Below are 6,503 nucleotides of genomic sequence, written 5' to 3' on the forward strand. Positions count from 1 at the left end.
TACAATCCGACATATAGTTGATTCTGATAGTTCCCAGCTTGTACCAATGTGAAAATATGTTCTATATTCTCGCCAATATTCTAACGTTACTAAAACTTGTTCTTCTATAGATAGTTTAGGTTTCGGTCCCCTTTTAGATGGTGAATTAGAGTCGGCTTCAACACTTTTTACTGATTCTACCATCTTTCTATATGTTGGTTTATACACACCGAAACGGCGTTTGAATTGTTCATCTGATAAGTTTTGATAATCCATAATTTTGCTAATAAACATAGCAAAATTATAGATGATTTCCTGACCTAAGATCACATTTTATTCTTTTTTCCACTTCAATCTAAGAATTGAGAAAAAAGCAAAATCCTCCATTATACCATAAAAAAATTATGCAAGAGGTCTAGAGAAGAATGGCAAAGTGGCGGCAAAAAACTGGAAACTGCCTTTAGCAATGGTAAAAGCTATCTACGAAATACCTTTGTCAATGGGCAAAATGTTTTGCGTCAAACATGGGAATCTAGCGGTAATTACATAGAAGATAGTTGGGATTCCGCCGGTAAGTATCTTGGTAGAAATGTTTGGAATTCCGCAGGTAACTTTATTAGCGGGGTAGGTAGCACTATAAGCGGATGGGTTAATACTGTGAAATCATGGTTCTAGTTAGGCATCAGCTAATTAACATAGCGTGAGCTGGTTGATGGGAATGAAGGCGTGATCGTTGTCTTGGGGAATGTTGGGGGTGTGATCGCTTTTAGGATGTGGGAGGGGCGATCGCTTTTTTCTTGTTATAAATAATTATTAACCAATAGATTCCATTTCACCTGCATCATTGATGAGTACAGATTGTCCTATTGGTAAAGATGAGAGTATTTCACTAATTTTTGACATTAGAGGAAGTAAATGATTAGGATAAGTGCTACGAGAGTCTAAAATAATAATTCTCAAAATTCTACTGGTCAAATTTTGCTGATAAGGAAGATTTTTATCGGCTGTAATAAAAGCATCAAAAGGATGTTTTTCCGCTAAATCAAGAATTTCTCTATCCTTTAAACCACGCCATCCCATATCATTAACGTTATAAACCATGTCACCTTTCTTTAAAAAAGGTTGTTTGAGTTTTGTACTCAAAAGATTTTCGTCTAGTAATATAATCATTAAGCACAACGTTCCTGAGCAATGAGTAATTTAGCTGCGTTTTCTAAAACTTTCATAGTTTGAGTCTCCAGATAAGGAAAATCATTAATAAACTCAGCTAATCCTCCCTCTCCTTCGAGATAGTCGAACAATGTTTGTAAAGGAACACGAGATCCCACAAAAACCGGAACTCCACTCATAATTTCAGGATCGCAGTGAATAATTCCTTGAGTTTCTAATAAATTATTCAGCATCATGTTTCCTTCAAGATATAACGTGTATCATCTTTAATTATACCTTAAGATATCAAGTGCGACTCTTTTTTGAGAGATGTGGAAGGGCGATCGCTTTTTTTAAGTGGAGATGCGATCGCCTATGAAATGGAACATCTGGATAACTGCCAGCGATCACCGTTTAAGATTCCATGACGAAAAGGGGTTGATGTTGATAGCATAAATAGAGTAATAGCAATCGAAACCCCATGACACCTATCCGCATTGGCAATGGCTACGATATTCACCGCTTTGTTGGCGATCGCCAGTTAATTTTTGGGAGGGTCAGGATTGACCATAGTTTGGGGTTAATGCCAAGCTGAAAAATACCGATTCACGGGGGGATTAAATAATATCTCTGCCGACAATTTTCTTCCCTTGAGTATCAGTTAAATTTTTTTTTCCAAAAAAGCTTGACAAAACCCCACGACTTGACAGATAATTTCTTATAGAATGGGGATCCTTGCCTGCCTGCGAATTCCTTCTTTTCAGGTCAAATAAAGCCCCAAAAAAATTAACCCCAAAAAGTAGGGGGAGTTAATTTCAGTAAACTGATAACTGATAACATTTTTAGCCCACCACCGATAAACTATCAACGATTAGCGAGGGGGTATAACAGGAACCATTCCATTGATTATCAGACCCCAGAGCGATTAAATTCTGCAAAGCGGTATAAACATTTCCCGTCACCATTGTATCTTTAACTCGTCCGGTGATTTTGCCCTTTTCTATGCGATAACCCAGATCGATATTGACAGAAAAATCGCCAGAAATATCGGCCCCATGACCTAAAATTTGGTCGATAACTAGGCCCCCATCTATTTGCGAGATTAAATCCTCTAAAGTTCCCTCTCCCGGTGCCACGATTAGATTAACTAAATCTGGCATAGGATAAACCCCTAACCCGGGACGAAAACCGTTTCCCGTCGGAGTAGTTTTTAATAGTCTGGCCGTGGTACGATCGCTATAGAAGTCCTTAACTATACCTCGTTCAATTAAAGATAAAAATTTGGTAGGAGTTCCCTCATCATCAAAGGGACAACTATAGGGTTCTCTGTCCGGTTGTTGAGATAAAGTCAACTGTTCTGACATAATCAATTGACCGATTTTATCACTCCAGGGCGAGGATTTTTCTAAGATCTGTTTACCATTTAAAGCCATCGCCACCGTACCCCATAACAGGGTAACTGCATTAGCAGTCAATAAAATTGGTAATTTACCTGTGGGACTATCCACATTATTGGCGGCCCATTGTAGTCGCTGCAATAACTGTTTAATTACCGTATCGGGATGAGGTGTACTGCGAGTATATTCCCCATCATAAACCGCGAGAAAATCCTCCCCCCGCACCCATTCAATCCCCAGATAATAACTCAAAGCTGTATCGGTATATTGACAATATAAACCCTGGGAATTAACTAAACGGGTGATTTCCCGTTCACATTCCCATTCACCACTACAAATAACCTCAGGATAAACTTGGCGAATTTGGCCAATCATTTGATTACCCATCTCGATTAAAGATTCTACCGCCACATCCTGGCCAATCGGGTCATAAATTGCCTGTCGTGGTGCCGAAAATTCGATTTCTTCGGGGGCATTGAGATAGGATAAATTTAACGCTGTTTCTACTAAAATTTCCGGTTCCACATCACCATAACCCACCGCTAACCCCGGACAACCCTCGCGCCATAATCTTAAGGCAGTTCCCACAGATTCGGAACTTTCTAGCTGTTTGAGACGATTAGCCTCAAAAAAAACGGGATGGGAAAGGGAGGAAGATTGATAAACTTCGGCTGCCACTGCTCCCGATTTGAGAGCCAGTTCGATGAGTTGTTGCGGATCGATCGTCATGGTGATAGTTTTTGAGATAATGGCTATCTGATTAGCGAAAATTTGGGTTTAAAACCCCTTCGTTTCACGACAGCTTTTCTTGATCTCTAATATAGCACTTAAGAACTGCCAATGGCACACCTCCCACAGAAGAAACAAAATAACTAGGAGACCAAAGAGCATCTTTCCCATCTGATTTAGGATAAGCAGCTTGTTTATATCTGCGACTAGAAACCGCTCTTTCTACCTGCTCTGGTTTAAGGATTTTCAAATTCGTTCCCTTGGCAAAAAATTGTCTCAATAGTCCATTGGTATGCTCGTTTAATCCCCTCTCCCACGAATGATAAGAAGTAGTAAAATAAAAATCTGCTCCTAGTTTCTGACTCAACTCTTGATGTCCACAAAATTCTTTAACCTTGTCACAAGTAAAGGTTTTTCTTTGGTCAGGGTGAATCTCTTGGGAAAGTTTTTCTGTGACAAGGGTTGATTTCCGATGCGGTTTTGTTTTTGGCTAATCCTGCTACTAAAAATTTCCAGGCTTTGTCCATATATGTAAAGATAATTCCTCGATAATTTTCTCCAATCATTGTGTCACTTTCCCAATAACCGATTTCGGTTTTATGGTCAGCAATTGCTGGTCGCTCGCTGATATCTACACGACTAGGATCAATATATTTTGAATAAATAGTCAGAAAATATCAAGAAGGGAATCGGCTTTAAACCTTGTCCGTCAACTATCCATTCCCCTATTCTGGCGCTCCCTGCTTCAACGTGGGGGACAAAATGAGGTAAGGTAAAAAAGCTGTGCCTATAACCGAGACTATGAGCGTTGAATGGCAATCCGTCAAAACCTACGAGGACATTCTTTACCATAAATGGGGGGGAATCGCCAAAATTACCATCAATCGACCCCATAAGCGTAATGCCTTCCGTCCGAAGACAGTTTTTGAGCTTTACGACGCTTTCTGTGATGCTCGCGAGGATGCCCGCATTGGGGTAGTATTGCTCACGGGTGCGGGTCCCCACAGCGATGGCAAATATGCTTTTTGTTCCGGCGGCGATCAGACGGTGCGCGGTCAGGCGGGTTATATTGGCGATGATGGCGTACCCCGGCTCAATGTGCTGGATTTACAGAAATTAATTCGCTCCATCCCCAAGGTAGTTATCGCGCTGGTGGCTGGTTATGCGGTCGGGGGCGGTCATGTTTTACACTTGGTTTGTGATTTAACCTTAGCGGCGGATAACGCCATTTTTGGCCAGACCGGTCCGAAAGTGGGCAGTTTTGACGGCGGTTTTGGCTCTAGTTATCTGGCCCGGGTAGTGGGTCAGAAAAAAGCTCGCGAGATTTGGTTTCTCTGTCGGCAGTATAATGCCCAACAAGCGTTAGAAATGGGTTTGGTTAACCATGTCGTCCCGGTAGAGGAATTAGAGCAGGAAGGGGTTAAATGGTCCTTAGAAATTCTCGAAAAAAGTCCCTTGGCGATTCGCTGCCTAAAATCGGCTTTTAATGCTGATTGTGATGGTCAAGCGGGTTTACAGGAGTTAGCGGGTAATGCCACTTTACTCTACTATATGACCGCCGAAGGGGCTGAAGGTAAACAGGCTTTCCTCGAAAAACGTCCCCCCGATTTTAGTCAATATCCTTGGCTACCCTAATCAGTGAGCAGTAAACAGTAAACAGTAATCAGTGAAAAGAAAGCAGAAAACTGCCCTATAATACTGCTCACTTAATACTACCTACTCCTACTGATCACTGATAACTGATCACTGATAAGCTATGCTAGTTTAGAGAGAGTAGTTAGGTTCGGTAGCAGCATTGGTTTCAAACAGAAGTGGTTTTTCCCTGATGGCCTTGACTGGGTTGTGTCCGATCTCCTTCTCGAAATGGCTGTGATATTGGGAGACAATCCATGACGATTTACGTTGGTAATCTGGTTTATGAAGTCACGACAAATGACTTGCAAGAGGTATTCGCTGAATACGGCACGGTTAGTCGCGTTTACTTGCCCGTAGATCGGGAAACGGGTAAAATGCGCGGTTTTGGTTTTGTGGAAATGTCCTCCGATGAGGAAGAAGCAAAAGCGATCGAAACTCTTGACGGGGCCGAATGGATGGGACGACAGATGAAAGTCAACAAAGCTCGTCCCAAAGAAGATAATTTTGGTGGTGGTGGCGGCGGTGAGCGCAAAAACTTCGGGCGCCGCGAACGTTAAAGAGATTCTTGGAAAATTCCAGAAGCGGTTATTTTTGATAACCGCTTTCTTATCGATAATTAATAAATCTGCGTTTGTTTTCTAACATCCTAATGCCCATTTTAAATGGGTAACAGCTATGAATGATCAATCCATTGCTCTGACCTCGTCCTCGCTCGAGGATGAACCGCTCCACCGCACATCGGAGCTGCCGATCTGGTTCGATAATTTCGCTAATCTGGCACAGGCCTACGAGGGAAAGCTCAACGAGTCCGATCCCGTAATAGAGCCTAACGATCTTCGTCTGCATCTATTAACCACATTGCTCGGCACGCCTCCTTCAGAGGCCTATTATCTCGTGCAGGGTTTAGCCTGGTGTCGGGAGGTAGAGGGCGATGTGTGCGAGTTTGGTGTGGCGCAGGGAGAAACCTCCGCACTGATCGCCAATGAAATCGCCGGAACGGACAAGACCTTACATCTATTCGATTCCTTTCAAGGTTTGCCCGCCCCCTCGGAAAAAGATCACTTGCTCCACGATATTTTCGATTTGGGGAATATGGAAGCCTATAGGGGAAAAATGCGATGCCGTGAGGGAATGGTTCTAGAGCGATTGCGGAAGATTTCTTTTCCCGAACATCGCTATGTAATTCACAAAGGATTTTTCGATCGAATCCTCGAGCGAGGGGAAAATTTACCAGCGAGGGTTTCTTTCGCCTATGTGGATTTCGATCTGTACGAACCAATCAAACAGGTACTAGAGTTTCTCCACCCGATCACCCCCCCCGGAGCGGTTATCATCGTCGATGACTACGGTTTCTTTTCTTCGGGCCCAAAGACGGCTGTAGATGAATTTATTCAAGATAAAAATGATCGGGAAAAGGTCTATGAGTACATGATTCCAGATACTCGATACGGACATTTCATCGTTTTGACGAAAAAAGGCTAACAGACGCAAAGATATCCGTTCGTCTGTACCCGTAAATTGCCTGTGAATATCCGATGTGTCGGGGGTAAATACAGAACCAAACCCTATTTAGGGTTTGCGGCAAAAAGCTTTTCGTGGGGGTAGGGTGTGGGG

7 protein-coding genes and 3 pseudogenes are annotated in these 6,503 nt (G+C 42.5%); 4 read left to right on the top strand and 6 right to left on the bottom strand.

Annotation, left to right across the window (positions count from 1 at the left end):
• The 3 genes from IQ224_RS20365 to IQ224_RS20375 form a co-directional block, all read right to left on the bottom strand.
• Positions 1-273, bottom strand: a 273-nt coding sequence (locus IQ224_RS20365) for a transposase family protein (RefSeq protein WP_194033427.1), incomplete at its 3' end; no start/stop codon positions are given.
• A gap of 519 nt (positions 274-792) precedes the next feature.
• On the bottom strand, positions 793-1,149 hold the full coding sequence (locus tag IQ224_RS20370) for a DUF5615 family PIN-like protein (protein ID WP_002743387.1): 357 nt from the start codon (positions 1,147-1,149) through the stop codon (positions 793-795).
• A complete protein-coding gene (locus IQ224_RS20375; RefSeq protein WP_002743386.1) occupies positions 1,149-1,382 on the bottom strand; it encodes a DUF433 domain-containing protein in 234 nt (77 codons plus the stop codon). Before IQ224_RS20375 ends, IQ224_RS20370 begins: the two co-directional genes overlap by 1 nt.
• A gap of 227 nt (positions 1,383-1,609) precedes the next feature.
• Here IQ224_RS20375 and IQ224_RS20380 point away from each other — a divergent pair.
• Positions 1,610-1,714 (top strand): annotated as a pseudogene (locus tag IQ224_RS20380) (2-C-methyl-D-erythritol 2,4-cyclodiphosphate synthase); the annotation flags it as partial.
• Positions 1,715-1,970: 256 nt separating this feature from the next.
• On the opposite strand, the gene IQ224_RS20385 reads toward IQ224_RS20380, so the two are convergent.
• The 3 genes and pseudogenes from IQ224_RS20385 to IQ224_RS20395 all read right to left on the bottom strand — a co-directional run.
• The gene (locus IQ224_RS20385; RefSeq protein WP_194033426.1) at positions 1,971-3,254 is read right to left on the bottom strand and encodes a TldD/PmbA family protein; all 1,284 of its coding nucleotides are present in this window, start codon (positions 3,252-3,254) and stop codon (positions 1,971-1,973) included.
• Positions 3,255-3,318: 64 nt separating this feature from the next.
• Positions 3,319-3,474, bottom strand: a pseudogene (locus IQ224_RS24700) (transposase); the annotation flags it as partial.
• A pseudogene (locus tag IQ224_RS20395) lies at positions 3,463-3,898 on the bottom strand (IS30 family transposase); the annotation flags it as partial. The pseudogenes IQ224_RS24700 and IQ224_RS20395, both read right to left, overlap by 12 nt.
• Before the next feature lie 157 nt (positions 3,899-4,055).
• Here IQ224_RS20395 and menB point away from each other — a divergent pair.
• The 3 genes from menB to IQ224_RS20410 all read left to right on the top strand — a co-directional run bounded on the left by menB (position 4,056) and on the right by IQ224_RS20410 (position 6,371).
• Complete coding sequence (gene menB / locus IQ224_RS20400) at positions 4,056-4,889, top strand: 1,4-dihydroxy-2-naphthoyl-CoA synthase (protein ID WP_002743375.1); 834 nt, start codon at positions 4,056-4,058, stop codon at positions 4,887-4,889.
• 254 nt (positions 4,890-5,143) lie between these two features.
• Positions 5,144-5,446, top strand: a complete 303-nt coding sequence (locus IQ224_RS20405; protein ID WP_002743374.1) for an RNA recognition motiffamily protein — start codon at positions 5,144-5,146, stop codon at positions 5,444-5,446.
• A gap of 118 nt (positions 5,447-5,564) precedes the next feature.
• Positions 5,565-6,371: a TylF/MycF/NovP-related O-methyltransferase gene (locus IQ224_RS20410; protein ID WP_002743373.1), complete on the top strand. Its 807-nt coding sequence runs from the start codon at positions 5,565-5,567 to the stop codon at positions 6,369-6,371.
• Positions 6,372-6,503 lie beyond the last annotated feature (132 nt).

This window comes from Microcystis sp. LEGE 00066 (genome assembly GCF_015207925.1).
GTDB lineage: Bacteria > Cyanobacteriota > Cyanobacteriia > Cyanobacteriales > Microcystaceae > Microcystis > Microcystis ichthyoblabe_A.